Annotated in this window: 27 protein-coding genes; 11 read left to right on the top strand and 16 right to left on the bottom strand. The window is 64.9% G+C overall.

All coding sequences use genetic code 11. The features are described 5' to 3' along the window. The first annotated feature begins 79 nt into the window (after positions 1-79). Positions 80-1306 carry a glycosyltransferase family 87 protein gene (locus DM806_RS07965; protein ID WP_179042697.1) on the top strand — a complete coding sequence of 409 codons (1227 nt, stop codon included), beginning with the start codon at positions 80-82 and terminating at the stop codon, positions 1304-1306. Here DM806_RS07965 and DM806_RS07970 read toward each other — a convergent pair. Then, complete coding sequence (locus DM806_RS07970; protein ID WP_179042698.1) at positions 1303-1776, bottom strand: hypothetical protein; 474 nt, start codon at positions 1774-1776, stop codon at positions 1303-1305. The two genes, DM806_RS07965 and DM806_RS07970, sit on opposite strands and share 4 nt — an antisense overlap. Positions 1777-1898: 122 nt before the next feature. Between DM806_RS07970 and betI the strand changes: the two genes are divergently transcribed. The 3 genes from betI to ahpF all read left to right on the top strand — a co-directional run bounded on the left by betI (position 1899) and on the right by ahpF (position 5088). Beyond that, positions 1899-2537 (top strand): transcriptional regulator BetI, encoded by a 639-nt coding sequence (gene betI / locus DM806_RS07975; protein WP_179042699.1) that lies wholly within the window; start codon positions 1899-1901, stop codon positions 2535-2537. A gap of 142 nt (positions 2538-2679) precedes the next feature. Next, positions 2680-3243 carry an alkyl hydroperoxide reductase subunit C gene (gene ahpC, locus DM806_RS07980; protein WP_179042700.1) on the top strand — a complete coding sequence of 188 codons (564 nt, stop codon included), beginning with the start codon at positions 2680-2682 and terminating at the stop codon, positions 3241-3243. A gap of 264 nt (positions 3244-3507) precedes the next feature. Beyond that, the gene (gene ahpF, locus DM806_RS07985; protein ID WP_179042701.1) at positions 3508-5088 is read left to right on the top strand and encodes an alkyl hydroperoxide reductase subunit F; all 1581 of its coding nucleotides are present in this window, start codon (positions 3508-3510) and stop codon (positions 5086-5088) included. A gap of 87 nt (positions 5089-5175) precedes the next feature. Here the strand turns inward: ahpF and DM806_RS07990 are convergent, their stop codons facing one another. After that, positions 5176-5361 (bottom strand): hypothetical protein, encoded by a 186-nt coding sequence (locus DM806_RS07990; RefSeq protein ID WP_179042702.1) that lies wholly within the window; start codon positions 5359-5361, stop codon positions 5176-5178. A 138-nt stretch (positions 5362-5499) separates the two neighbouring features. Between DM806_RS07990 and DM806_RS07995 the strand changes: the two genes are divergently transcribed. Both DM806_RS07995 and DM806_RS08000 read left to right on the top strand, forming a co-directional pair. Continuing rightward, on the top strand, positions 5500-6645 hold the full coding sequence (locus DM806_RS07995) for a cupin domain-containing protein (RefSeq protein WP_179042703.1): 1146 nt from the start codon (positions 5500-5502) through the stop codon (positions 6643-6645). A gap of 4 nt (positions 6646-6649) precedes the next feature. Beyond that, on the top strand, positions 6650-7198 hold the full coding sequence (locus DM806_RS08000) for a pseudouridine synthase (protein ID WP_179042704.1): 549 nt from the start codon (positions 6650-6652) through the stop codon (positions 7196-7198). Here the strand turns inward: DM806_RS08000 and DM806_RS08005 are convergent. The 6 genes from DM806_RS08005 to glmM all read right to left on the bottom strand — a co-directional run bounded on the left by DM806_RS08005 (position 7195) and on the right by glmM (position 12354). After that, positions 7195-8463 carry an MFS transporter gene (locus DM806_RS08005; protein WP_256869164.1) on the bottom strand — a complete coding sequence of 423 codons (1269 nt, stop codon included), beginning with the start codon at positions 8461-8463 and terminating at the stop codon, positions 7195-7197. The two genes, DM806_RS08000 and DM806_RS08005, sit on opposite strands and share 4 nt — an antisense overlap. Before the next feature lie 67 nt (positions 8464-8530). Beyond that, positions 8531-9181, bottom strand: a complete 651-nt coding sequence (locus DM806_RS08010) for a L,D-transpeptidase family protein (protein WP_179042705.1) — start codon at positions 9179-9181, stop codon at positions 8531-8533. A gap of 95 nt (positions 9182-9276) precedes the next feature. Beyond that, positions 9277-9876, bottom strand: coding sequence for a ribonuclease HII (locus DM806_RS08015; RefSeq protein ID WP_179042706.1), 600 nt, complete (start codon positions 9874-9876; stop codon positions 9277-9279). Further along, positions 9869-10756, bottom strand: coding sequence for a bifunctional hydroxymethylpyrimidine kinase/phosphomethylpyrimidine kinase (gene thiD, locus DM806_RS08020; RefSeq protein WP_179042707.1), 888 nt, complete (start codon positions 10754-10756; stop codon positions 9869-9871). The genes DM806_RS08015 and thiD overlap by 8 nt, the downstream gene beginning before the upstream one ends. After that, on the bottom strand, positions 10753-10977 hold the full coding sequence (locus DM806_RS08025) for a DUF1272 domain-containing protein (protein WP_179042708.1): 225 nt from the start codon (positions 10975-10977) through the stop codon (positions 10753-10755). The genes thiD and DM806_RS08025 overlap by 4 nt, the downstream gene beginning before the upstream one ends. 36 nt (positions 10978-11013) lie before the next feature. Further along, positions 11014-12354 carry a phosphoglucosamine mutase gene (gene glmM / locus DM806_RS08030; RefSeq protein ID WP_179042709.1) on the bottom strand — a complete coding sequence of 447 codons (1341 nt, stop codon included), beginning with the start codon at positions 12352-12354 and terminating at the stop codon, positions 11014-11016. Between the two features lie 200 nt (positions 12355-12554). On the opposite strand from glmM, the gene DM806_RS08035 reads away from it, so the two are divergent. Beyond that, on the top strand, positions 12555-13922 hold the full coding sequence (locus tag DM806_RS08035) for an alanine/glycine:cation symporter family protein (RefSeq protein WP_179042710.1): 1368 nt from the start codon (positions 12555-12557) through the stop codon (positions 13920-13922). Positions 13923-14092: 170 nt separating this feature from the next. Here the strand turns inward: DM806_RS08035 and DM806_RS08040 are convergent, their stop codons facing one another. The 5 genes from DM806_RS08040 to DM806_RS08060 form a co-directional block, all read right to left on the bottom strand. Further along, complete coding sequence (locus DM806_RS08040) at positions 14093-14275, bottom strand: CsbD family protein (protein ID WP_179042711.1); 183 nt, start codon at positions 14273-14275, stop codon at positions 14093-14095. Positions 14276-14407: 132 nt separating this feature from the next. Further along, on the bottom strand, positions 14408-14950 hold the full coding sequence (rpsI, locus tag DM806_RS08045; protein ID WP_179042712.1) for a 30S ribosomal protein S9: 543 nt from the start codon (positions 14948-14950) through the stop codon (positions 14408-14410). Then, complete coding sequence (rplM, locus tag DM806_RS08050) at positions 14950-15429, bottom strand: 50S ribosomal protein L13 (protein ID WP_084438944.1); 480 nt, start codon at positions 15427-15429, stop codon at positions 14950-14952. The genes rpsI and rplM overlap by 1 nt, the downstream gene beginning before the upstream one ends. Positions 15430-15676: 247 nt before the next feature. Continuing rightward, a complete protein-coding gene (folP, locus tag DM806_RS08055) occupies positions 15677-16804 on the bottom strand; it encodes a dihydropteroate synthase (protein WP_179042713.1) in 1128 nt (375 codons plus the stop codon). A 160-nt stretch (positions 16805-16964) separates the two neighbouring features. Further along, entirely contained in the window at positions 16965-18092 is a 1128-nt protein-coding gene (locus DM806_RS08060) for a site-specific DNA-methyltransferase (protein ID WP_179042714.1), read from the bottom strand. Between the two features lie 291 nt (positions 18093-18383). Between DM806_RS08060 and DM806_RS08065 the strand changes: the two genes are divergently transcribed. Continuing rightward, positions 18384-18719 (top strand): ArsR/SmtB family transcription factor, encoded by a 336-nt coding sequence (locus tag DM806_RS08065; RefSeq protein WP_179042715.1) that lies wholly within the window; start codon positions 18384-18386, stop codon positions 18717-18719. Next, on the top strand, positions 18716-19297 hold the full coding sequence (locus DM806_RS08070; protein WP_179042716.1) for a hypothetical protein: 582 nt from the start codon (positions 18716-18718) through the stop codon (positions 19295-19297). Before DM806_RS08065 ends, DM806_RS08070 begins: the two co-directional genes overlap by 4 nt. A gap of 55 nt (positions 19298-19352) precedes the next feature. Here DM806_RS08070 and fabG read toward each other — a convergent pair whose 3' ends face one another. Genes fabG through fabD form a run of 3 tightly spaced genes read right to left on the bottom strand, consistent with a single transcriptional unit; the run spans position 19353 to position 21837 of the window. Then, complete coding sequence (gene fabG / locus DM806_RS08075; protein ID WP_179042717.1) at positions 19353-20093, bottom strand: 3-oxoacyl-[acyl-carrier-protein] reductase; 741 nt, start codon at positions 20091-20093, stop codon at positions 19353-19355. A gap of 2 nt (positions 20094-20095) precedes the next feature. Further along, positions 20096-20905 carry a crotonase/enoyl-CoA hydratase family protein gene (locus DM806_RS08080; RefSeq protein ID WP_179042718.1) on the bottom strand — a complete coding sequence of 270 codons (810 nt, stop codon included), beginning with the start codon at positions 20903-20905 and terminating at the stop codon, positions 20096-20098. Then, a complete protein-coding gene (gene fabD / locus DM806_RS08085) occupies positions 20902-21837 on the bottom strand; it encodes an ACP S-malonyltransferase (protein ID WP_179042719.1) in 936 nt (311 codons plus the stop codon). The genes DM806_RS08080 and fabD overlap by 4 nt, the downstream gene beginning before the upstream one ends. 160 nt (positions 21838-21997) lie before the next feature. Here fabD and DM806_RS08090 point away from each other — a divergent pair, with 160 nt between their 5' ends. Together DM806_RS08090 and DM806_RS08095 are read left to right on the top strand one after the other, a co-directional pair. Continuing rightward, positions 21998-23470, top strand: coding sequence for an efflux transporter outer membrane subunit (locus DM806_RS08090; protein WP_179042720.1), 1473 nt, complete (start codon positions 21998-22000; stop codon positions 23468-23470). Then, positions 23460-24998, top strand: coding sequence for an efflux RND transporter periplasmic adaptor subunit (locus DM806_RS08095; protein ID WP_179042721.1), 1539 nt, complete (start codon positions 23460-23462; stop codon positions 24996-24998). The genes DM806_RS08090 and DM806_RS08095 overlap by 11 nt, the downstream gene beginning before the upstream one ends. The last annotated feature ends 2 nt before the right edge of the window (positions 24999-25000 follow it).

Consider the following 25000-nt stretch of genomic DNA (forward strand, 5'->3'; position numbering starts at 1 on the left):
AAGCAACAAAAGCAGGCCGAAACAAGGTGGATAATGGGCCATTTACCGAAATTTCAGCCGGTTGCGCTAGGCCTTCGCCATGAGCGCACCTTCCTTCACCGACCGGCTTGTCACGCGCGAGCGCGCGCGGATCGCCGCGATTTGCGTCCTCGCCGCGACGATCATCGGACTGCTCTATCTGGTCGGAACCGCCCATGGCACGGTGGATTCGCTGGGCCGGCCGCTCGGCACGGACTTTTCCAACGTCTGGACCGCAGGCTGGATGGCGGATCACGGTCAGGCGCCCCTGGCGTGGGACTGGCCGAGACAGCATGAGGTGCAGAAGCAGGTTCATCATGATCCGGCCATCCCCTTCTATTGCTGGCCTTATCCACCCCCTTTTTTGATGATTGCGTCCCTGCTCGCGAAGCTGCCCTACACCGCCGCGCTGTTCCTGTGGCAGGCCGTAACGCTGGCGCTGGCGTTGCTGCTGGTGCGGCGCATCCTGCCGCAGGACCGCGATGCGATGCTCGTGGCGGCGGGGGCGCCGGTGGTGATGGTGTGCCTGGGACATGGGCAAAACGCCTTTCTCACCGCCGGCCTGCTGGGCGGGGGCATGATGTTGATCGACCGGCGGCCTTGGGCCGCAGGCCTGTTGCTGGGGGCGCTGGTCTACAAACCGCAATTCGCGGTACTGATTCCCGTGCTGCTGGCCGCGCGCGGCAACTGGCGCGCCTTTCTGTCCGCCGGACTGACCGCCAGCGCGCTGTGCCTGCTGACGCTGGCCATCTGGGGCTGGCCGGTATGGCAGGCCTTTTTCGATTCGCTGCCCCTGACCCGTCAAATCATCATCGAAGCCGGCGCGACCGGTTGGGAGAAGATCCAAAGTCCGTTCGCCACGATCCGCCAATGGGGCGGCTCCATCCCGCTGGCCTATGCCATGCAGGGGCTGGTCACGTCCGTCGCGATCGTCACCGCCGCGCTCGTCGCCCGGAAGGGATCGATGGCGTTGCGGGGCGCGGCGGCCCTCTCCGCCGCCCTGCTCTGCACGCCCTATGTGCTGGACTATGACCATGTACTGCTCGGCGTCGCCATCGCCTTCCTGATGGCGGATATGAAGGCGCGCGGCGCGCTGCGGTGGGAACCCACCTGGCTGGCCTATGCCTGGATCGCACCGCTCTGCGGCCGGACCGTGTCGGAATGGACGCATTTCCCGGTCAACCTGATCGCCGCCATGGCCATATTGGCGCTGGCGGCACGGCGCGCAGCACTGTTCGACGGACTGCGCCTGTCGCCACTACGCCACAGCCCTACACTGCCCGCTTAACGGCAATAGCCTTCCTGTCCTGGCACGACGATCAGGCAATCCTGCTTGCCGGCCAGATATTTGAAGCCGGTCTCGTCGCCCTTGCCCGGACGGATCGCCAGATCCTTGCCATCGCGCACGAAACGGATGGTAGATCCTTCGGCCACGCCATTATAATCGGCCTGCCGATCCAGATTATCCTTGTTGGCGATCGCATAATGGCCGGGCTTGCCGTCTGGCGCGGGCTGTATGTCGAGGAACAGACCCTCCGGCCCGGTCCAGCGGCCGACCCAGTCGTCGGTCGGAGGTCCGGCCGTTTCGTTGCCGGCCGCCCCGATCGCATCGGGCTCCTCGATATTCTCGACCGTCGTCGGCGGAGCGGCGGCATTGTTCGCGGCATTGCCATCCTCGGTCGATTTGGCGCAGCCCGCCAGCAGCAGCATGGCCGCCATGCCGGACAGGCCAATGACGGGCGAAGGGAAGCGCTTCATCCATAATCTCCTTTGTCGATCACAGGACCGAACCGATAAGCTGCCGCTTCGATCCCCTTTAGCAGACGACAACTTGCCAGTTGCGCCGTCTGCGGCCAAAGGTCGATCCCGAGGGGAAGAAGATGAACGCAGCACGGGGGAAGAATGGTGGGGCCGCGCGGCCAAGGGCACGCTTCGTGCGAGAGGCCCCGGACGTGCGGCGACAGGCGCTAATCGAGGCGACCGCGCGTTGCCTTGCGGAAAAGGGCGTTGGCGGCACGTCGGTGCGCGCCATCTGTGCGCTGGCGGGCGTTTCTTCGGGGCTGCTGACTCATTATTTCGATGGCGTCGACGCGCTGATCCTGGCGACCTATGCCGATGTGGGTACGCGCGTTTCGGCGGCGCTGGACGCCGCGGTCGAGGCAGCGGGCGACGATCCACGCGACCGGCTGCGCGCCTGCCTGCAAGCCAATTTCCGCGATCCCATTCTCGATCCGGACCTGCTGGCCACCTGGATCGCCTTCTGGAGCCTGGTGAAGTCCGATCCCAAGATCGCCGCCGTACATGCCGAGGTTTATGGCGGCACGCGCGCGCAACTGGAGGAACTGCTTCAGGCTGCTGCACCTGCGCTATCCCCTTCGCAGACGCGGATTGCAGCGATCAGCCTGACGGCGCTGGTGGACGGCCTCTGGCTGGAACTCTGCCTCGATCGATCGACTTTCTCACCGGAAGAGGCACAGGCCATGGTCGAAGAGGCCATGATGAAAGCATTGCAGATTTAAGGCGATATCGCCGATCAATGAGACAGGCTCTGATCGCTTTTCTCACTTAACACATCCGAGAAAAGCAATTTCCCCCGAATCGACCGCATCCCTACATGGGTCTTCGCAAACGCAATATTCTCAAGCAGGAAAAGGACAGCCTATGGCTCTCATCAACACCCCCCTGAAGCCCTTCTCGGCCACCGCTTACAAGCAGGGCAAGTTCGTCGACGTCACCGACGCCGACGTGAAGGGCAAGTGGGCCGTCTTCTTCTTCTACCCGGCCGACTTCACCTTCGTCTGCCCGACCGAACTGGAAGACCTGGCCGACATCTACCCGACCCTTCAGGGCATGGGCGTGGAAGTCTATTCGGTGTCGACCGACACCCACTTCAGCCACAAGGCCTGGCACGACACCTCGCCGGCGATCGGCAAGATCAACTATTATATGGTTGGCGACCAGAACCACGCGCTGGCGACCCAGTTCGACGTTCTGCGTGAAGGCGTTGGCCTGGCGGACCGTGGCACCTTCGTGCTCGATCCCGAAGGCGTGATCCAGCTGGTCGAAATCACCCCCGAGGGCGTGGGCCGCAACGCTGCCGAACTGCTCCGCAAGGTGAAGGCTCTGCAGTACTGGGCCAGCCATCCGGGTGAAGTGTGCCCGGCCAAGTGGGAAGAAGGTGAAGCCACCCTCGCCCCGTCGCTGGACCTCGTCGGCAAGATCTAAAAGCGATTTCAAGTCAGATGGAACATCTGACGACTTGGAAATCGCGCTGACGGGTGAATGGGTTATGGGGCGGCACAGCCGGCACATAACCCATATCCTGAGAAGGCACCTGCCGGACCGGGTCGAGAATACTCCCTGGCCTGGCAGGATTTTATACGGATTTTCATCGCTATGCTGAACGCCGGGCCTTCGGGTCGCACCATCCCGGCGATAGTATGGTAGCGTGCCCCGAGCCGGCGCGCCCAACCCATGGAGATAGACAAGATGTTGGACGCAAATCTCAAGGGCCAGCTCAAGGCCTATATGGCGAACATCACCCAGCCGATCGAACTGGTGGCGTCGCTGGACGATGGCGCGAAGTCGCGTGAACTGGGCGAACTGCTGAACGAAATCGCCGAACTGTCGGACAAGGTGTCCGTGGTGAGCGGTGCCGACCAGCGCAAGCCCAGCTTCCTGATCCGCCGCACGGGCACCGATATCGGTGTCAGCTTCGCCGGTATTCCGATGGGCCATGAGTTCACCTCGCTGGTGCTCGCCCTGCTCCAGGTCGGCGGCCATCCGTCGAAGGCGGCGCAGGATCTGATCAGCCAAGTCAAGGATCTGGACGGCGACTTCGCCTTCGAAACCTATTTCTCGCTGTCCTGCCAGAACTGCCCCGACGTGGTGCAGGCGCTGAACCTGATGAGCGTGCTCAATCCCCGGATCAGCCATGTCGCGATCGACGGCGGCCTGTTCAAGGAGGAGGTCGAGGCGCGCAAGATCATGGCCGTTCCGACCGTGTTCCTGAATGGTGAGCCGTTCGGTCAGGGCCGGATGGAGCTGGAGCAGATCGTCGCGAAGATCGACAGCGGCGCCGAAGCGCGCGCCGCTGAGAAGATCAAGGCGCAGGATCCTTTCGAAGTGCTGGTGATCGGCGGCGGTCCCGCCGGCGCGGCGGCCGCCATCTATTCGGCGCGCAAGGGCATCCGCACGGGTGTCGCGGCGGAACGCTTCGGCGGCCAAGTGCTCGACACCATGGATATCGAGAATTTCATTTCGGTATCGCGCACGGAAGGACCGAAGCTGGCTTCGGCGCTGGAGGCGCATGTCAAGGATTATGACGTCGAAATCATGAACCTGCAAAAGGCGGCGAAGCTGATCCCGGCCAAGACCGAGGGCGGCTATCATGAGGTCATGCTGGAAAATGGCGCGTCCTTGAAGGGCCGCACCATCATCCTGTCCACCGGCGCGCGCTGGAGGCAGATGGGCGTGCCTGGCGAGGACGAATATCGCAACAAGGGCGTCGCCTACTGCCCGCACTGCGATGGCCCGCTGTTCAAGGGCAAGCGCGTGGCGGTTATCGGCGGCGGCAATAGCGGCGTCGAAGCGGCCATCGACCTGGCCGGCATCGTCGCCCATGTAACGCTGATCGAATATGACAGCCAGCTACGCGCCGACGCGGTGTTGCAGCGGAAGCTCGCCAGCCTGCCGAACGTCAAGATCATCACCTCGGCGCTGACCACCAAGGTGGACGGCAATGGCGAGCGGGTGACGGGCCTCAGCTACAAGGACCGCAACCACGGCACCGAGCATGACGTCGAGCTGGAAGGCATTTTCGTCCAGATCGGCCTGGTGCCGAACACCGAATGGCTGAAGGACAGCATCGCGCTGTCCAACCGGGGCGAGATCGAGATCGACGCGCGTGGCGAAACCAGCCAGCCGGGCATCTTCGCGGCGGGCGACTGCACGACCGTGCCCTACAAGCAGATCGTGATAGCCATGGGTGCGGGATCGACGGCGGCGCTGTCCGCCTTCGATTACCTCATCCGCTTGCCGGAGAGCGAGGAAAGGGCGGAGGCAGCCTGATCCGGTTGGATTTAGGGTAGATCGATCGAGCGGCCGGTCCGGGGACGGATCGGCCGCTTTTTGCGTGGGTGGGAAACGGACTGTCCGCTATTTTCTCGCAAGGTGGATGATATGTTCCCATCCAAGTGCCAGATTGAAAACCACAAAACTCATCAGGACAAGCGACCAGTTGCCCGTAAATCCTCCTTCGAGGCGTTGAAGCCCAAGGCTTGCGAACAGGCCCGCATAAGAAAGCAGCAGCAACCAGCGCATCATTTTAGGCAGACCAGCCATTATCATCTCCTCGGCATGCGCAACGGTAGTTTCAATGGCTGCGTGTCTGCAAGTGGTCGATATTAGCCACCCACTTTGACAGCGCCGCCGCCGAGGGGCAAAGCCATCCCGGCCCCTTCACCACAATCGCGAGTATCCATGCAGCTTTCCGATTTCGACATCGACCTCTTCCTGCGCGACTATTGGCAGAAGAAGCCGCTGCTGATCCGCAACCCGTGGAATGATTGGCGCAATCCGCTGGAACCGGACGAACTGGCGGGCCTGGCGTGCGAGGAAGGCGTCGAAACGCGGCTGATCGTCCAGTCGGGCGGCAGCTGGGCGCTGGAGCATGGCCCCTTCCCCGAAGATCGGTTCGGCAATCTGGGCGCCGCGCCCTGGACCCTGCTGGTGCAGGCGGTCGATCATTATGCGCCCGATGTCGCGGCGCTGCTCGATCCGTTCCGCTTCATTCCCAACTGGCGGATCGACGATGTGATGGTGAGCTATGCCAGCGACGGCGGCGGCGTGGGGCCGCATTTCGACCAATATGACGTGTTCCTGATCCAGGGGCTGGGCAAGCGGCGCTGGCGCGTCGGGCAGCGCTGCGACGATAGTACGCCGCTGCGACCGCATGCCGACCTGCGGCTGCTCGCCGATTTCGAGGCGACGGGCGACTGGGTGCTGGAGCAGGGCGATATCCTCTACGTCCCGCCGGGTTTTGCTCATGATGGCGTGGCCGTGGGTGAGGATTGCATGACCTATTCGATCGGTTTCCGCGCGCCGTCGCGCCACGACCTGATGGTCGAATGGACCGAACATCTGGTTGCGGACATGGCCGACGATGACCGCTATGCCGACCCGGACCTGACCCGCGCCGTCCATTCCGGTGAGATTGCGCCGGCGGCCATCGACCGGCTGCATGCCATGGCGATCGAAAAGCTGCTGGACCGCGACGCCTTTGCGCGCTGGTTCGGCCAGCATAGCAGCATGCCCAAATATGCCGAGGCGGACTGGCGCCCCGAGGAACCGGTGACGGTCGCGGAGATGCAGGCGCTGGCGGAGGAAGGCGCGGTGCTGCTGCGCAATCCGGCGAGCCGCTTCGCCTTTCTGCGGGAAGCGGACGGGGTGCTGCTGTTCGCCGATGGCAACGCTTTTCCGTGCCGCAGCGTTGCTGCGGCGCTGGCGGAACGGATTTGCGCGCAGGATCATATCGTCCTCGACCCGTCCCTCTCGGACGCGATCGAGTTGCTGGCGGCGCTGGTCAATCAAGGCAGCCTGATGGCCGATGATGAAGAGGAGGACTGACGCCATGTCCCGGCTGATCCTGTTCAACAAGCCGTTCAACGTGCTGAGCCAGTTCACCGACCGCAGCATCGGCGCGGACCGGTTGACGCTGTCCAACTATATCGACGTGCCCGGCGTCTATCCGGCCGGACGGCTCGACCTCGACAGCGAGGGGCTGATGCTGCTGACTGACGATGGGCGTTTGCAGGCGCGCATCTCCAACCCGCGCTTCAAGACGCCCAAAACCTATCTGGCGCAGGTGGAAGGCGACGTGCAGGAGGATGCCCTTGCCCTGTTGCACAAGGGCGTAATGCTGAAGGACGGCCCTACCCTGCCTGCTGAGGCGGAACGGATCGACGATCCGGCGCTCTGGCCACGCGATCCGCCGGTGCGGTTCCGCAAGACGGTGCCGGACTGCTGGATCAGCCTCACCATCCGCGAGGGCCGAAACCGGCAGGTGCGGCGCATGACGGCGGCGGTCGGCCATCCGACGCTGCGGCTGGTCCGCTGGCAGATTGGTGACTGGAGCGCGGACGGCCTGAAGCCCGGCGAATGGCGCGAGGTGCGGGTTTAGGCAGCGAGCCGCCGCCCCGGCGCGGTTTCCGGCAGCGCCAGCAGCACCGGAAGCACGCACAGCGCCACCAAAGCGATCATCGCGCCGGGAATCAGGGTCCAGCCTGTTCGCTCGATCAGCAGATGCGCCAGCCAGGGCGTGAGACCGCCGAACAGCGCGGTCGCGGTCGTGGCGCCGAGCGCGAGGCCGGTCAGCCGCCCCTCGCCGGGAAACTGCTCGGCGGTGGTGACGGCGCCGACCGCACTCACCCCGCCACCAAGGCAGGCGAGCAGGACCGCGCCCATCAAGGCCGCGCCATGCCCCTGCCCCATCAGCAGGAACATCGGGATCGGCAGTGCAGCGCCGAACAGGCTGAGCGCCAGCAACACCGGTCGCCGCCCGATCCGGTCGGCCAGCAGGCCGGTGACGGGCGTCACCAATATCACCGCCAGCGCGGCGATCGTCGACAGCCAGAGCGCCGCCCCCTCCGCCATCGCCCCGGTGCCGGTCAGGAAACTCGGCACATAGGTGATGCCGACATAATAAGTGATCGACCCCAGCGCCGAGATGGCGAAGCCGCGCAGGATCGGCAGGCGATGGCTGCGCAGGCTCTGGCGCAGAGGATGGCTTGGGACGCTCCCTTCCGCCTCCTGCCGCAGGAAATCGGGCGATTCCTCCATGGTCGACCGGGCGAGCAGGATCAGGCCCGCCATGGCCGCCCCCACGAAGAAGGGAATGCGCCAGCCCCAGTTTTCAAGGGCAACATTGTCGAGCGAGGCGACCGTAAGCGCCGCGATTCCGGCGGCAAGCAGTGCGCCGACTTCGCTCGCCGCAGACGCCAGCGAGGTGACGAAGCCGCGCCGCCGGGCGCTCGCGCCCTCCATCAGATAGGCGACGACGCCGGTATATTCACCGCCGACCGAAAAGGCCATCAGGCAGCGCAGCGCCAGCAGCATCCAGCCCGCCGCTGGCCCCGCCTGCGCATGGGTGGGGAGCAGGGCTGTCGCCAGCATCGCGGCGGTCATCATTCCCATCGACAGCAACATGGTCAGCCGGCGGCCATGGCGATCCCCGATATGACCGAAGACGATCGCACCCAGCGGCCGCATCGCATAGGCGACGGCGAATCCCGCCAGCGCCTCCCCCAACCCCGCCGCGCCGCCGCCGAAGAAGGTGCGCGACAATAGCGTCGCGAGATAGAGATAGAGGGTGAAATCATACCATTCGACGATGGTGGAGAGCGTCGCCACGGCCAGCGACCGGTTGGACATGCGGCTGGCCTGCATCGACGCTCCCTTCCCGGTTCCGATCGGCTATCCTGCGGAGAAAGCCGGAAAAGGGCAAATGTTTCGGTTATCGGCGCAAGCGCGGCGTGAAGATGGCCGGGTCGATCTCCAGCATCGGCACGCCGTCTTCCTGCGCGTCGGGCGGCGGCAGGGCGATGGCCGGACCCTTCCCCGCGCTGAAGCTCACGACCGTGCTGCCCGGATTGCCCAGCACCAGCGGATCGAGCTTCAGCGCGGCGTTGAGCCGGGCCTGCGTCACCTCGACCAGAGTGCCGATGCTCGTCATCGCGAACAGCTGCCGCGCAAAAGCATAGGGCAGGCGGATGCAGCCATGGCTGGCGGGATAACCCGGATTATGCCCGGCATGGAGCGCGATCCCATCCCAGGTCAGCCGCTGCATGAAGGGCATGGGCGCATTGCTGTAGAGGTTGGAGCGGTGCCATTGCCGCTTCTGCAGGATCGGATAGTCACCGGTCGGGGTGCGGTGGCCCTTCATGCCGGTAGACACGCTGGCGATGCCGATCAGCCGGTCGCCGCTGTAGACATGGACCCGCTGCTTTTCGATGCTGATGACCATGTAGAGCGGGCCATCGCCCGTTCCCTTCGCCAGCCAGCGATAGCCGCCAGGCGCCAGCACGATATCCGTCTCGACGGCCGCCTGCGCCGGCACGGCCAGGACGAACAGGGGCGCGAGCAAGGATAGCAAAGGCTTATGCATAAGCCTTTCTTAACCATGATCCGCGCCAACGCCAGCCTGTCCGCACGGTCAGGCTGATGCGGTCCCGGCTTGGGACATGCCAGCGAATGAGAAGGTTACAGCAGGCTGAGTTGCGCCACCGGCGCGAAGCTGCGGCGATGGAGCGGGGTCGGGCCATGTTCGCGGAGCGCCGCCAGATGCCTGGCGCTGCCATAGCCCTTGTTGGTTTCCCAGCCATAATGCGGGTGATCGAGCGCCGCTGCGATCATCATCCGATCGCGCTCTTCCTTGGCGAGGATGGAAGCGGCCGCGATCGACAGGCATTTGGCGTCGCCCTCGACGATCGCGGTGGAGGCCCAGCGCCATGCCGGACAGCGATTGCCGTCGACCAATATATGCGCGCAATCATGGCTCAACGCCTCGACCGCGCGGGTCATGGCCAGCATCGTCGCCCAGAGGATGTTGATCTCGTCGATTTCCGCAACACTGGCGATACCGACGCCCCAGCAGAGAGCGCGCGCCTTGATCTCGGTTTCCAGCGCGGCGCGTCTTTTGGCGCTCAATTGCTTGCTATCGTTGAGGCCGTCGGGACAATCTTCGGCGCGCAGGATGACGGCGGCGGCGACCACCGGTCCGGCGAGCGGTCCCCTGCCCGCCTCATCCACGCCGGCGACAAGGCCGGGATGATGCAGACGTTCGTGCGAATAATCAGGCATGATCGGAATAGCGCGCGGCAAAGGCGGCTGCGTCCCAGCCGGTCTGGTCCTGCGCCGCCAGCAGGTGATAAAAAGGTGTCAGGCCCAGCGCATGGCCCATCGGACCATGGCCCCGACCAAGGCCCGGCGCTGCCGAAAGAGCAGATGCGACGAATGCTTCGGCCCGGTCGACGGCATCGGCCAGTGACAGCCCCCCGCCAAGCCCGGACGCGATGGCGCTGGCAAGCGTGCAGCCGGTGCCGTGGCTGTTGCGCGTTTCGATCCGTTCGACCGAATATTCGGCGACCATATCCTCATCGACCAGCAGGTCGTGGATCAGCGGCCGATCATCCTCGGCCTGCTGCGGCAGATGCCCGCCCTTGGCGAGGATGACAGCGCCGGTGCGATCGTGCAGGGCCTGCGCCGCAGCTTCCAGCGCGTCCAGATCGGCGATCGTCATCGCCGTCAACGCCTGCAATTCCGGTACGTTGGGCGTGATCACCGTGGCGACCCGCATCAGTTTCTCGAAGGCGGCGATGGTCGCGTCGTCCGCCAGCACCGATCCGCTGGTCGCGACCATGACGGGATCGAAGACGATAGGGACATTATCGAGCTGCGCCAGCCGATCGGCGACGGCGGTGGCGGTTTGCGCCGATCCGATCATGCCGATCTTCACCGCGTCGACGCCGATATCGCTGATGCAGCTTTCCATCTGCGCCAGCACCATGTCGGTCGGAATCGGATGGACGCCCTGCACGCCCAGCGTGTTCTGCGCGGTAATGGCGGTGATCGCGGTCATCCCGAAGCCGCCCAGCAACGTCACGGTTTTCAGGTCGGCCTGAATGCCTGCGCCGCCCCCGCTGTCGGAGCCGGCGATGATGAGGATGCGGGCCGGAATCATGCCTTATATTTACGCTCGGTCGAGGCCGGGTTGTTCGCCAGCGCTTTCCCGACGCGGGTCGGGCGGTCCATCAGTTCGCCGCCGCAATTGGGGCAGCGATCGTCCAGCGCCTCGGCGCAGGGCGCGCAATAGGTGCATTCGAACGAACAGATGAACGCGCCGGGCTCATCGGCGGGCAAGTCCGTGCCGCAGCGTTCGCAGTCGGGGCGCATTTCAAGCATGTAACATCTCTTCCCGTTCGGTTCGAGCAAGACCGGTCAAGCCGCCGCCTTCTCCACCGCGGCGCAGATGCGGTCGACCACGTCGCGCACCTGATCCTCGCGGTCGCCTTCGGCCATGACACGGATCACCGGTTCGGTGCCAGAGGGGCGGATGACGAGGCGGCCCGCGCCGTTCAGCTCCGCTTCGGCCTGGGCGATGACGCGCTTCACTTCGTCATGCTCCAGCGGCTTGCCGCCGGAGAAACGGACATTCTTGAGCAATTGCGGCACCGGGTCGAACTGATGCAGCGTCTCGCTGGCGGGCTTGCCGGAGCGGACCAGCGCGGCCAGCACCTGCAACGCCGCGACCGTACCGTCGCCGGTGGTCGCATAATCGCTGAGGATCATGTGGCCGGACTGTTCGCCGCCGACATTGAAGCCGCCCTCGCGCATCCGTTCCAGCACATAGCGGTCGCCCACCTTGGTGCGTTCGAGCGCGATGCCCTTGCCGGTCAGGAAGCGTTCGAGACCGAGATTCGACATAATCGTCGCGACCAGCCCGCCACCGCGCAGCGTGCCTTCGCGCGCGAAATTGGCGGCGATCAGCGCCATGATCTGGTCGCCGTCGACGATCTTGCCCTGTTCGTCCACGACGATCAGACGGTCGGCGTCGCCATCCAGCGCGATGCCGATGTCCGCGCCCGAGGAGACGACGGTTTCCTGCAACAGCAGCGGCGAAGTGGAGCCGCAGCCGTCATTGATGTTGGTGCCGTTGGGCGTGACGCCGATCGCGACCACGGTAGCGCCCAGTTCCCACAGGGCGGAGGGCGCGACCTGATAGGCCGCGCCATTGGCGCAGTCGACGACGATCTTGAGGCCGTCGAGACGCAGGTCGGCGGGGAAGCTGGACTTGACCGCGTGGATGTAGCGACCGCGGGCATCCTCGACCCGGCGGGCGCGGCCGATATCCTTGGAGGCCGCGAGCGCGATATCCTGCGACAGCAGCGCCTCGATCTTCAGCTCATCCTCGTCCGACAGCTTGTAGCCGTCCGGGCCGAACAGCTTGATGCCATTGTCATAATAGGGATTGTGGCTGGCCGAGATCATGACGCCAAGGTCCGCGCGCATCGAATGGGCGAGCAAGGCCACGGCGGGCGTCGGGATCGGGCCGAACTGGACCACGTCCATGCCGACGGCGGTGAAGCCCGCGACCAGCGCATTTTCGACCATATAGCCAGAAAGCCGCGTATCCTTGCCGATCACGACGCGATGGCGGTGGCTGCCGCGCTGAAAATGAGTGCCGGCGGCCATGCCGACCTTCATCGCCAGTTCCGCCGTCATCGGCCATTGGTTGGTGCGCCCGCGAATGCCGTCGGTGCCAAAATATTGCCTGCTCATATCCCTCCCATGCACCTATCGGCCATTGCCTCGCAACCCATTATCCGTTTGTCCTGAGCCTGTCCAAGGACGTAACGCACGCCCCCTTCGATGCCGCCTGCGGCGTTGCTCAGGACAGGCTTCGACAAGCTCACGGCGAACGGGGTGGGGATAAGAAATCTTTAATCGACTTTCCGTCAATCCGGCGGCATCCGGGCGTGATGGAAAATTTCAACGCCTTTGTCGACGGCCTGTCGAATGCCGTCTTTTTCAAGGTGCCGCTGTTCGGAGCGCAGATCGAACTGATCGTACTCTATCTGGCGCTGCCGATGCTGTTCTTCACCCTGTGGCTGGGCTTTCCCAATGTCCGCCATGTCGGCCGCGCGATCCGCATATTGCGCACCCAGCCGCATGAGGGCGAGGCGAAGGGCGATGTCAGCCAGTGGGCGGCGCTTTCCACCGCGCTGTCGGGCACGATCGGCCTTGGCAATATCGCTGGCGTCGCGGTGGCGCTGACGATGGGTGGACCGGGCGCGATCCTGTGGATGTTCATTATCGGCTGGTTCGCCATGACGGTGAAGATGGCAGAGGTGACGCTGGGTCTGAAATATCGCGTGTTCGACAGTCGCGGCCATGTTCATGGCGGGCCGATGTACGTGTTGAAGGCCGTAGGCGCGGCGCGCGGCTGGCCAAAGCTGGGGCTAATATTGGGCGGCAGCTATGCCTTCTTCGCATTGTTCGGCGCGATCCCGATGGTGCAGGTCAACCAGAGCTTCGCGCAGGTGAAGGTCGTCACGGGTCTCACCAATGGCTGGGCCTATGGCGTCTTCCTGGCCAGCGCCGTCGCCCTCGTGACGCTGGGCGGCGCGGCCTGGCTGGGCGAGGTGTCGAAGCGCCTCACCCCGCTCAAGGTCGCGGTCTATCTGGGCGGCGTGGCGGCGATCCTGATCCTGCATATCGGCGAAATACCAGGGGCGCTGGCGCTGATCTGGAATGGCGCATGGTCGGGCGATGCGGCGACCGGCGGCGCGATCGGCGCTTTCGTCGCGGGGATGCGCCGCGCGGTCTTCGCCAGCGAGGCCGGCGTCGGGTCGGCGGTCATGGCGCATAGCCTGGCGCGCGCCAAGCATCCTGTGTCGGAGGGTCTGGTCGCGCTGCTGGAGCCGTTGCTCGGCACCATGATCGTCTGCGCGCTGGGCGGACTGGCGCTGGTGGTTGCGGGGACATGGAATACGGGGCTGGAGGGGATCGCGATCACCTCGGCCGCCTTCGCCAAGGTGTCGCCCTGGTTCCCCTGGCTGCTGGCGGTGGTGGTGTTCCTGTTCGCCTATTCGACGCTGGTGGCGTGGGGCTTCTATGGCTTGCAGGCCTGGGGCTATCTGTTCGGCAACGGGCCAAGGGCGCAATGGACCTACAAGATCCTCTATGTCGTCGCCCTGCCCCCGGCCGCCGCGATCGATCTGGGCCGGGTGGTCGGCATCGTCGATTCCAGCTTCTTCCTGATGGCGATCCCCAATGTGATCGCCCTCTATCTGTGTGCGGGTGAGTTGCGCCGGGACGTGAAGGCGTATCTGGCGGAGGAGGCTTAACTTCGCATATTTCCCGCAGATTCTGACATTTTGTTACGGTCGGTTGATCCTATCGTAAAATGTCCGCGCCTCCGGCATCCTTTCAATAGCAAAGTGACCGCCTGTAGGACAGAAAAGCAAAAAGGCCCCGCTCTTGCCGAGCGAGGCCTTTTTCATGTCCGGGCTAGCGATCAGATCTTGTCGCCGAGCGCACCCTTGACCGAGCCGGCAATGTCCTGCGCGGTGCCCTTGGCCTTCTGCGCCTTGCCTTCGGCTTCCAGACGTTCATTGTCGGTCGCCTTGCCGATGCCTTCCTTGACGGAACCCGCCGCCTTGTTGGCAGCAGCCTTCACCTTGTCGGTTGCTTCACCCATGAAACATCTCCTTTGGTTGCAGTTGCAGGATCAACCAACCAGCCGGAGCAAAGGTTGCCGCCAATACGCAGGCGCAACGAAAAAGGGACCGGAAAACCGGCCCCTTCTCCAAATTCGCATGTCGCGAAGCGATTAGCGCTTCGAGAACTGGAAGCTGCGGCGGGCCTTCGCCTTGCCGTACTTCTTACGCTCGACAACGCGGCTGTCGCGGGTCAGGAAGCCTTCGGCCTTGACCGCGCTGCGCAGCGCTGGCTCATACTTCGACAGAGCCTGGGCGATGCCGTGCTTCACAGCGCCGGCCTGACCCGACAGACCGCCGCCCTTGACGGTGGCGATCACGTCATACTGACCTTCACGCTCGGTCACGCCGAACGGCTGGTTGATCACCAGACGCAGGGTCGGACGGGCGAAATAGATTTCCTGATCGCGGCCGTTGACCGTGATCTTGCCGGTGCCGGGCTTCACCCACACGCGGGCAACGGCGTCCTTGCGGCGGCCGGTGGCGTAGGCGCGGCCGAGACCGTCGATTTCCTGATCGCGCAGCGGAGCCGAAGGCTGAACCGGAGCGACGGGCGCGTCGACGGCGTCCGAAACCGGAGCAGCGGCGGCCGGAGCGGCGGCAGCTTCAGCGGCGATCGACGCGAGGTCGGACAGGGACTGGCGGTTATCGGTCATTATGCACCCACCTTGTTCTTGCGGTTGCGCGACGCGAAGTCGAGCACTTCGGGGTTCTGGGCTTCATGGGCGTGTTCGGCACCAGCGAAGATACGCAGGTTGCGCATCTGCTGACGGCCCAGCGGACCACGGGGGATCATACGCTCGACGGCCTTTTCCAGGACGCGCTCGGGGAAACGACCTTCCAGAATCTTCTGGGGGGTGGTTTCCTTGATGCCGCCGGCATAACCGGTGTGCTTATAGTAAACCTTGTCGGTCAGCTTGCGACCGGTGAACTTCACCTTGCCGGCGTTGATGATGATGACATTGTCACCGCAATCGACGTGGGGCGTAAAGCTGGTCTTGTGCTTGCCGCGCAGGATATTCGCGACGGTCGAAGCGAGACGGCCCACGACGAGGCCTTCGGCGTCGATCAGGATCCACTTCTTTTCGACCGTTGCCGGGGTCGCCGGCTTGGTGGTCTTCATCAGCGCCTTCATGGTGCCAATACTCCAGAATGAAAAAATGAAACCGGACGCCGTTACCGACGCCCGGAAGTGGGGCGCTAATGACGGTAGAGGCGCTGGAAGTCAAGAGATGCGCGGCTTTCCTGGCGGGTAAAATAATACCTTCCCTCTGAAAGATGCGCGGAAGGGCGCATCTTTGGACGGTACCGGCCTGCTTCCCCGTCCGGCCGCCTACAGCATATCCTTAATGGGTAGCCGGGCGGAGGAGCGGGCCTCGGGATCAGATCGCGCTCAATCCCGCGTCCGCCAGGCCGCGCCAGAGGTGCAGCGCCTGCACGCTTTCCTTCACGTCATGGACGCGCACCATCTGCGCACCAAGCTGCGCCGCGCGGAAGGCCAGCGCGACCGATCCGCCCAGCCGTTCGGGCGCGGGCGCTTCGTTGGAGAGTGCGCCGATCAGCCGCTTGCGGCTGCCAGCGAACAGCAAGGGCACGCCCAGTGCCTGGAAGGTCGCGACATTGTTCACCAGCGCCAGATTGTCGGCCAGGCTCTTGCCGAAGCCGAGGCCGGGATCGACCATGATCTTTTCGCGGGGGATGCCGGCGGCGAGGCACGCGGCGATCCGCGCCTCCAGATGATCGTAGACGTCGGCGACGACATCGCCATAGCCGGCAGGATTGTCGTGCGGATCGTCCCCGGCCGAGGGCGCGTGCATCAGGATTACCGGGCAACCCGCCGCAACGACCACCTCCATGGCGCGGGGGTCATGCTGGAGCGCGCTGACATCGTTGATGACATGCGCGCCGGCAGCCAGCGCCGCCTCCATCACTGCCGCCTTGCGGGTGTCGATCGACATGGCGACGCCGGACGCGGCGAGCCGCTCCACCACCGGCACGATGCGGGCGATCTCATCCCCTTCCCAGAGGCGTGGCGCCTTGGGCCGGGTGGATTCGCCGCCGACATCGATCAGCGCCGCCCCCGCCGATGCCATGGCGAAGCCCGCATCGGCGGCAGCCTGCGGATCGTCCATATGCTTGCCGCCGTCGGAAAAACTGTCGGGCGTGATGTTGAGGATCGCCATCACCTGCGGCGCGTCGAAACGGATGGTGCGGTCGCCAAGGGCGAGCGGCTGGCGCTGAGCGGAGATATTGGCGGCGAGTTGCCGGGCGCGCTCGGCCAGAATGGCGGGCAAGGCCGCGATGGCATCGGCGAAGGCGGCGACCGGGATCGTGACCCGCGCGATCCGCTGGGCACCACGGAGCACGGTCAGTTCATAGGCCTGGAACCAGATCAGCCCATTACCCATCCGCGCCGCCGCGCCATCGTCCAGGCCGATCGGGGTCGGCACATACCAGGTCGGCTTGAGATAGAGGCGTGCGTCGGCGGGGATGTTCGAGAGAATCGTCATGACAATCCCCTATCCGTTCGTGTCGAGCGAAGTCGAGACAAGTGAAGCGCAAAGGCCTCTCGACTTCATCCGCATTGCGGATGAAGTTTATCCTGAGCGCCTGCCTTAGCAGGCAGGCGAAGGGCTCGACACGAACGGTGACTGGTTATCAGGTTAGTGATTACGGCTCGTTGGCGAGCAGATAGGTCTGGCGCAGCGTGTCGATGGGCTGGAGCTTTCCTTCCGTCTCGACATGCCAGAAGGTCCAGCCGTTGCAGCTCGGCGCGCCTTGCAGCGTCGCGCCCATCTTGTGGATGGAGCCGGTGTCGGCGCCCACGGCCAGCGAGCCATCCGCGCGGACCTGCGCCTGCCAGCGGCGCTTGGTGTCGGTCAGCATCGTGCCGGGCTTCAGATAACCGGTCTCGACCAGCGTGCCGAAGGCGACCTTAGGCTGGCTCTTGGCGCTCTGCATGATGCTGAGCGCGGATTCATCAAGGGGCAGCGCCTCGGCGATACGCTCCAGCGCGACCTCGATATAATCCTCCTCGCGCTCGATACCGATCCAGCGACGGCCAAGGCGCTTGGCGACCGCGCCGGTGGTGCCGGTGCCGAAGAAAGGATCGAGCACCACGTCGCCCGGCTTGGTGCAGGACAGCATCACGCGATAGAGCAGGGATTCCGGCTTCTGCGTAGGATGCGCCTTGGTCCCGTTGCGCTTGAGCCGCTCCTGCCCGCTACAGATCGGCAGCACCCAGTCGGAGCGCATCTGCAACTCGTCATTGAGCGTCTTCATCGCCTTGTAGTTGAACGTATATTTCGCATCCTCGCCCTGGCTGGCCCAGATCAGCGTCTCATGCGCGTTGGTGAAGCGCGTGCCCTTGAAATTGGGCATCGGGTTCGCCTTGCGCCAAATGATATCGTTGAGGATCCAGAAGCCTTCATCCTGCAACGCCGCGCCGACGCGGAAGATATTGTGATAGCTGCCGATCACCCAGATGGAGCCGTTGGGCTTGAGGATACGGCGCGCCTCGCGCAGCCATGCTTTGGTGAAGCGGTCATAGGCGCCCAGCGTGTCGAACTTGTCCCAGTCATTGTCGACCGCATCCACGCGCCCGCCTTCGGGACGGAAGAGGTCGCCGCCCAGCTGGAGATTATAGGGCGGGTCCGCGAAGATCATGTCGATGCAATTGTCGGGCAGCGAGGCCATCTGCGCGATGCAATCGCCACGCAGCAGGCGATCGGCCTCGATCTCGACCGATTCGATCGCCTTCTTCCGCCGCGGCGATGCGACGCGTGTCATGACACCCATAAATGCTGAACCCCCTTTTGTCTTGAGACGCACCGATGAGTCCTCCGGAGTCCGGCGTCAAGTGTAGGGGACTCGCGGATTCAGCGCGAGTCGCAAGGTGCAAAAGGGAGAACGAAAGGTGGACCCACAAGATGTTGAGTCAGCGGAGTCGACATGGACTCAATATGGGGCGGTGTGACTCAAAAGACTCAGCCCTCTGGAGCGACTGACTTTTTTTGGTTAACCCCGCTGAAAGTCGTTTCGGCGCAGCAAGGCTTGCCCCATTCATAACCATTTGGTTATGACGTAGCGATGACGGAACCATTACAAGATGATCGCAACCCCACCATCGACGCCCAGTTCAAGGCGCTGTCGGACGGTACCCGCCGCGCCCTGCTCGAATATCTGGTGCGCGAGGGCGAACAGAGCGTCCATGCGCTGACGGCGATCGCGGGCGTATCGCAACCCATGGTGTCGCGCCACCTGGGCAAGCTCAAGCGGGCGAAGCTCGTGACGGCGCGTCGTGCCGGGCGCGAAACCTATTATTCGGCGCGTTCCAAGGGGCTGGCGCCGGTGGTCCAGTGGATGGCGGTCTATGGCGCGCTCTGGTCGCAGCGCTTCACCGCGCTGGAGGGGATGGAGGCGTGAGGTGGGTCGCCGCCCCTCTCCTTGCGGCGACGCTGCTGGCGGCGCCGGCGAGCGCACAGGAGGATGCGGCGCATGCGGCCAGTGTGCAGCACCGGGCGGCGCAGCGACTTGGACTTGCAGCGGATGCGGTCAACGTCACGCCCGCGACATGGAATCGGCGCGGACAGGTCTTCGCCGACTATCTGAGCGGGAAAGAGGGGGAGGAGGAACGGCAACTGGTTATGCTGGCGGAGACGATGGACGGCCCGCCGGTTCGTGTCACCGTCGGCGAACAGAAAGGCGGCGCACCCCGGATCGCCGCCATCGGTTTCGCCAATGCGGATCGGGACAAGGCGAAGGAACTGATCGTCATCCTTGCCTGGGACATTCGCCATTATGACGTCAGCGGCACCCTATATGACGTGCGCATATTGGACGACTGGAAGCCCGGCCAGCGTGCGCTCAGCCCCGTGAAGGCCGCCGGGCGGCTGTTCAAACATTATGAATGCGACTGCGGCCGCCGCGACGGGCCGGATATGATCGCGAAGTTCCAGACGATCGCGGCGGTGAAGCAGGCGCTGAAACGCGCCGGATATTGAAAAGGGCCGGAACGCACACGCCCGGCCCCTTTTCGTTTCGCGCCAGGAAGCGCGATCAGATCATCGCCATGCCGCCATTGACGTGCAGCGTCTGGCCGGTGACGTAACCGGCTTCCTTGCTCGCCAGATAGACGACCGCCGCGCCGATATCGTCGCCGCTGCCGAGGTCGCCTGCCGGGATCTTGGTCAGGATCGCGCCCTTCTGCGCATCATTCAGCGCATCGGTCATGGCCGAGCGGATGAAGCCGGGCGCGACGCAGTTCACGGTGATGCCACGGCTCGCCAGTTCCTGGCCCAGCGACTTGGACATGCCGATGATGCCCGCCTTCGACGCGCAATAATTAGCCTGACCCGGATTGCCGGTGACGCCGACGACCGAGGTTATCGAGATGATGCGGCCGAAGCGCGCCTTCATCATTGGCTTGGCGGCAGCGCGGACGAGGCGGAAGGCGGCTTCCAGATTGACCTGGATGACCTGCGACCATTCCTCATCCTTCATGCGCAGGATCAGATTGTCGCGGGTGATGCCGGCATTGTTGACGAGGATGTCGATCTTGCCACCCAGCGCTTCCACCGCCTGCGGCACCAGCGCATCGACCGAGGCCGGGTCGCTGAGGTTGCAGACGACGGTCTTGTGGTCGCCACCCAGTTCGGCGGCGAAGGCCTTCAGCTTTTCCTCATTGCTGCCCGACAGGGCGAGCGTCGCGCCGCGCGCGGCCAGTGCCTTGGCGATCGACGAACCGATCCCCCCAGAAGCGCCAGTCACCAGCGCGGTCATGCCTGTGAGGTCAAACATATTCAGTCTCCCTTGAATGTTGGCGGCCGGCGATCGAAGAAGGCGTTGATCGCCTCGTCATGATCGGCCGTCGCATGGGCGAGCGCCTGCATCGCACCCGCCATTTCCAGTATCTGTGATAATTCCACCGCCTGCGCGGCGCGCAGCAGCCGCTTGGTCATGCGCGTGGCATGGGGCGGGTTGGCGGCGATGGCGTCGGCCTGCGCCCGCGCCGTCGCCATCAGGTCTGCGTCCGCCACGACATCGCCGACCAGCCCGATCGCCAGCGCCTCGGCCGCATCGATCGTCTCGCCCGTGAGCGACAGCCGCGTCGCGCGCGAAAAGCCGATAATGCGCGGCAGCAGCCAAGCGCCGCCGTCGCCGGACACTATGCCCAGTTTCACGAAACTTTCGGCAAAGCGCGCCGATTGCGCCGCGATGCGCAGGTCGCACATGCAGGCGAGGTCGAGCCCCGCGCCGATCGCCGGGCCGTTGATCGCAGCGATCACTGGTAGCTCGAGCGCCTGGAACAGCAACGGCAGACGCTGGATGCCCGCGCGGTAATTACGCCGCGTCTGCGCCGGCAGCCCCGCGCGCAGGCCGCCGGCATCGGGCCGCATCGCATTGAGGTCGCCGCCCGACGAGAAGGCGCTGCCAGCCCCCGTCAGGATCGCGACATGAATGGACAGGTCGCGATCCGCCGCCTCGAATATGGCGCACAGCGCATCGACCATGGCCGGATCGGAAATCGGGTTTCGCCGATCCGGCTGGTTGAGCGTGACCGTCAGGACGGCCCCGTCGCGTTGCGTCAGGACGGGCGGCGGGGTGCTCACATCGCCCCCAGCGCCGTTTCGATATCGTCCATCGTCACGATGCTGCGCACGGTCGCGTCTGGGGCGATGCGCTTGACCATGGGGCCTAGCACCTTGCCGCCGACTTCCACGAACTCGGTGACGCCCGCGTCCCACATCGCCGCGACGGATTCGCGCCAGCGGACACGGCCCGTCACCTGCTCGACCAGGCGCGCCTTGATCTCTTGCGTGTCGGCGATCGGCGCGGCGAGGACGTTGGCATAGACTGGCAGCAGCGGCGCATTGATCGCGGCCTTGGCCAGAGCCTCCTCCATCGCTTCGGCAGCGGGCTGCATCAGCGGGCAGTGGAAGGGCGCCGACACCGGCAGCAGAACGCCGCGCTTGATGCCATGGTCCTTGACCAGCGCGACCGCGCGCTCGATCGCGCCGCGATGGCCCGAGATGACGACCTGCGAGGGGTCGTTGTCATTGGCAACGGTGCAGACTTCGCCTTCGGCAGCCGCATCAGCCAGCGCCTGCGCCTTTTCGATGTCGGCGCCGAGCAGCGCCGCCATGGCGCCCTCGCCCACCGGCACGGCCGCCTGCATCGCCTGGCCACGCAGCTTCAGCAGGCGCGAGGTGGTGCCAATGTCGAACGCCTCGACCGCGCAGAGCGCGCTATATTCGCCCAGCGAGTGACCGGCGACATAATCGCCCTTTTCGGCGAGGCTGAAGCCGCCTTCGCTCTGCATCACCCGCAGCGTGGCGATAGCGTTGGCCATGATTGCGGGCTGGGCGTTTTCGGTGAGCGTGAGGTCGCTGTCCGGACCTTCCACCATGATGCGGAACAAATGCTGTTTCAGGGCGTCATCGACCTCCTGAAACAGCTCCCTCGCCGCCGGGCTGGCATCCGCCAGCGCCTTGCCCATGCCAACCGACTGGCTACCCTGCCCCGGAAAGAGAAATGCCCGCATCATCCAACTCCAAGCCCAAGCGCGTGCCGAAAAGCGCTGAAATCCAAAACCGTTACACTTTGAGACATAAATGTCATTGAGACGTACATATCCCTGCGGCAGTCAGGGCATGGACGTCTGCCTCTCCATCCGGGGATGGCGCGTGGCGGTCCCTTTAACGATGACGGAGTGCAAGGAAAAGGTGCGTTATCGCTTTGCATGGATCAGCGGGACCGCGCTTATGCTGTCCGCCTGCGCCGCCGGCCCCGATTATCACGCGCCGCAGACGGGCGCATTGGGCGTTCCTGCGGCCTATAGTCAGGGCGATGGCGGTGCGCTGAACGATGCGGACCTCGCCCAGTGGTGGACGCGCCTCAACGACCCGGCCCTGACGGGACTGATCGACGCGGCGGTGGCGAACAATCTGGATATCGTGCAGGCACAGGCACGGTTGCGGCAGGCGCGCGAGAGTTTGCGTCAGGCCAATGCCAGCTTCCTGCCGCAGGTGAGCGGATCGGGAACGGGCGGTCGCAACTATAGCAGCCAGGATGCCGGCGGCCGCCTCGACAGCAGCGGCAATCCGATCGGCGGCGGCTCCAGCAACTGGTCGAGCAGCTATTCGATCCGCGCCAACGCCAGCTGGCAGGCGGACCTGTTCGGCGAACTGGCGCGCACGTCGGAAGCCGCCCGCGCCGACCTCGCCGCGTCGGGCTATGACCTCGCCAATGTGCGGATGACGATCGTCTCCGAACTGGTGACGAACTATGTGCAGGCGCGGCTGGCGCAGGAGCAGTTGCGCGTCGCCCGCGAAACGCAGGCGGTCCAGAAGGACAATTATGATATCGCCGGCTGGCGCTTGCAGGCGGGCCTCGTCTCCTCGCTGGACGAGCAGCAGGCCAAGGCGCAGCTGGCCCAGACCAATGCAAGCATTCCGCAGTTGGAGGCCAGCTTGCGCGGTAGCCTGAACCGCATCGCCGTGCTGACGGGGCAAGCGCCGGGCGAGGCGACACGCGCGCTGGAGACCCCTGCCCCCATCCCCACCGCATCGACGCAGATCGCGACCGGCATCCCGGCCGACACGCTGCGCCAGCGGCCCGATGTGCGCAGCGCCGAACGGGCGCTGGCCGCCGCCACCGCGCGGATCGGCGTGGCGCAGGCGCAGCTCTACCCCTCGCTGGGGATCAGCGGCAACATCGGCACCACGTCGAACAGCTTCAGGGAGCTGTTCAGCCTGATCACCGGCGGCATCTTCGCCAATGTGGCGCAGACCATTTTCGACGGCGGCCGCCTCGCCTCACAGGTCCGGTCGCAGAAGGCCGCGACCGACGCCGCCTTTGCCGCCTACAAGCAGAGCGTGCTGACCGCGCTGGAGGATGTCGAGAATGCGATGGCGTCGCTGGTCAGCGCCCGCGCGCGCAAAGCCGAGTTCGCCACCGCCATGCAAGCGTCGAACAACGCCACGATCCTGGCGCGCAGCCAGTATCAGGCGGGCCTGACCGACTTCCAGACGCTGTCGACCAGCGAAACCACCCTCTTGAACGCCCGCAACAGCCTCGCTTCGGCTGAATCCGACGAGGTTCTGGCCATCGCCCAGCTTTACAATGCGCTGGGCGGCGGCTGGCAGAGCATGGACAATCGCCCTAATGAGCAATGATGTGAGCACCGATAAGGATTTGAGCGACTTCCTCGGCGAGAAGCCGCAGAAACCCTGGCGCAAATGGGCGATCCGGGGCGGTATCGGGGTCATTTTGCTGATCCTTATATTGCTCGTCGCCCGCTGCTTTTCGGGCGAGGACAAGGCCAATTACGCGACGCGCGAAGTGCGGCAGGGCGACCTGACGGTCAGCGTGTCGGCGACCGGCAATCTGAAGCCGATCAATCAGGTCGATGTCGGGTCCGAACAATCGGGCAAGATCACCGCCGTCTATGTCGACGTGAACGACCGCGTGACCAAGGGGCAGAAGCTGGCCGAACTGGACACCCGCCGTCTGGTCGACACGGTGAACCAGAATCAGGCGCAGGTCGCCTCTTCGCAGGCCAGTGTCGCGCAGGCGCAGGCGCAGGTCGCGCTGGCCAGGGCGACGCTCGACCGGCAGGAAAATGTATTCAGGCTATCGGGCGGCCGCGTGCCGGCGAAGACCGAACTGGATTCGGCCCGCGCCGACTATCAGAGCGCGCTTGCCAATCTGCGGTCGGCGCAGGCGCAGGTGCGCGTATCGCAGGCGGGGCTGTCCACGGCGCAGACCAACCTGTCGATCGCGCAGATCGTGTCGCCGGTGAACGGTGTCGTCCTGTCCCGCGATATCGAGCCGGGTCAGACCGTCGCCGCGTCGCTCAATGCGCCGGTTCTCTTCACGCTGGCCGAAGACCTGACGCAGATGGAGGTCGAGGTGTCGGTGGACGAAGCCGACGTCGGTCAGGTGAAGGAAGGCCAGACCGCCAATTTCGCCGTCGACGCCTTCCCCGGCCGCACCTTCCCGGCGAAAGTCACGCGGGTGAATGTCGGGTCGAACGCTTCGAGCAGTTCGTCCTCCTCGTCCACCAGCAGCAGTTCCACCAGCACATCGACGGGGACGGTCGTCGCCTATACCGCGGTGCTGTCGGTCGACAACAAGGATGAAACGCTGCGCCCCGGCATGACTGCGACGGCCGATATCATCACGCAGGAACTGCATGACGTGCTGCTTGTCCCCAACAGCGCGCTGCGCTTCAAGCCCAGCACGCAGGCGCAGGGCGGCGGCATCACCAGCGTCCTGCCCGGCCCCGGCCGGATGCGGCGCGGTGGCGGCAATCGTCAGGTCAGCTTCGGTGCGGGCAGCAGCCAGACCGTCTATGTCGTGGGTGAGGATGGCGATCCCAAGGCGGTTCAGGTGACGGTCGGCGCGAGCGACGGATCGCGAACGGTCATCACCGGCGGCGATTTGAAGGCTGGAATGCGCGTCATCACCGGCCAGCTCGCCAAGGGCCAGCAGGCGCCCGCCGAGGACCAGAATGGCGACGCGAAAAAGGATCAGGGCGCGCGCGACCGCCAGCGCAACCCGTCGGCCGACGGCACGCCCGCGACGGTCGGCAAGCTCGGCAATTCGGGCGACGCCGCGCCCGAAACCGCGCCGGTCGCCCCCAGCAATAGCCAGCCCGCCCCGTCCGAAACGCGCGGCACCGGCCGCCAGAACGGCAGCTGATC

It is taken from the genome of Sphingobium lactosutens (assembly GCF_013393185.1).
Lineage (GTDB): Bacteria > Pseudomonadota > Alphaproteobacteria > Sphingomonadales > Sphingomonadaceae > Sphingobium > Sphingobium lactosutens_A.